The 983-nt window shown below is 60.5% G+C and carries 2 protein-coding genes; both read left to right on the forward strand.

Annotation, left to right across the window (positions count from 1 at the left end; genetic code table 11):
• The first annotated feature begins 51 nt into the window (after positions 1-51).
• Positions 52-177 (forward strand): hypothetical protein, encoded by a 126-nt coding sequence (locus AB6O04_RS20680; protein WP_368566314.1) that lies wholly within the window; start codon positions 52-54, stop codon positions 175-177.
• 14 nt (positions 178-191) lie between these two features.
• Positions 192-983: IS3 family transposase (locus tag AB6O04_RS20685; protein WP_368566313.1), on the forward strand; the 792-nt coding region annotated here is incomplete at its 3' end.

Here is a 983-nt window from a genome sequence, read left to right on the forward strand (position 1 = left end):
CATGGGATCAGCGAGCCGACCTATTACGTCTGGAAGTCGAAGTACGCCAACATGGAGGTATCGCAACTGCGGCACCTTCGGGACGTGGAAGCCGAGCTGTCGCGATTGAAGCGGATGTATGCGGACCTGGCGTTGGAACATCACGCGCTGAAGGATGTTCTCTCGCGAAAGCTCTAGGCCAGGCTCGGCGGTTGGAACTGAGTCTGGCGATACAAGCCGATCACGGCCTGAGTGCGCGCCGTGCCGATCAGGTGTTGGGTTTATCGCGTTCGGCGCGGTACTACCGTCCCCGTGTCCGTGACGACAGTCCGTTGATCGCTGCCATCGAGGCCCATCTGCAAGACAATCCGGGTCATGGGTTTGGGTTGTTGTTCGACAGCGTCCTGCGTTTGCAGGGCTGGGGCAAGACCCGGGCCTGGCGGGTGTACGCGGCCTTGAAACTCAATCTTCCTCGCCGTGGCAAACGTCGGCTACCGGCTCGCATCCGCGAGCCGTTGGAGATCCCGCTGGCCGCCAATCACACCTGGTCAGCTGATTTCATGGCCGACGCGCTGTGGTCGGGCCGCCGCTTTCGCACCTTCAACGTCAATGATGACTTCAACCGGGAATCGATGAAGATCGAAATCGACAGCAGTCTGCCTTCAGCACGGGTGATCCGCGCACTCGACGAGTTAGTGGAGCTGCGTGGCGCTCCGAAGCGGCTACGGCTGGACAATGGCCCGGAGTTCATCAGCCTGGCGCTGAAGCAATGGGCCCAGCAACACGGCGTCACCTTGATCCATATCCAGCCAGGAAAACCCACCCAGAACGCCTACATCGAACGCTTCAATCGAACTTTCCGCACCGAAGTGCTCGACCGCTACGTGTTCACTAGTCTGGACGAGGTTCGCCGCATGGCCGAGGACTGGCGGCATCGCTACAACCACCATCGCCCGCACCGTTCACTGGGCGGCCTATCACCCATTCCCTACGCAATGGCACAA

It is taken from the genome of Pseudoxanthomonas sp. UTMC 1351 (genome assembly GCF_040948865.1).
GTDB lineage: Bacteria > Pseudomonadota > Gammaproteobacteria > Xanthomonadales > Xanthomonadaceae > Pseudoxanthomonas_A.

Excerpts from the sequence above, each read along its gene's own strand:
- AB6O04_RS20680 (WP_368566314.1), top strand. The coding sequence starts at position 52 with ATGGAGGTATCGCAACTGCGGCACCTTCGGGACGTGGAAGCCGAGCTG.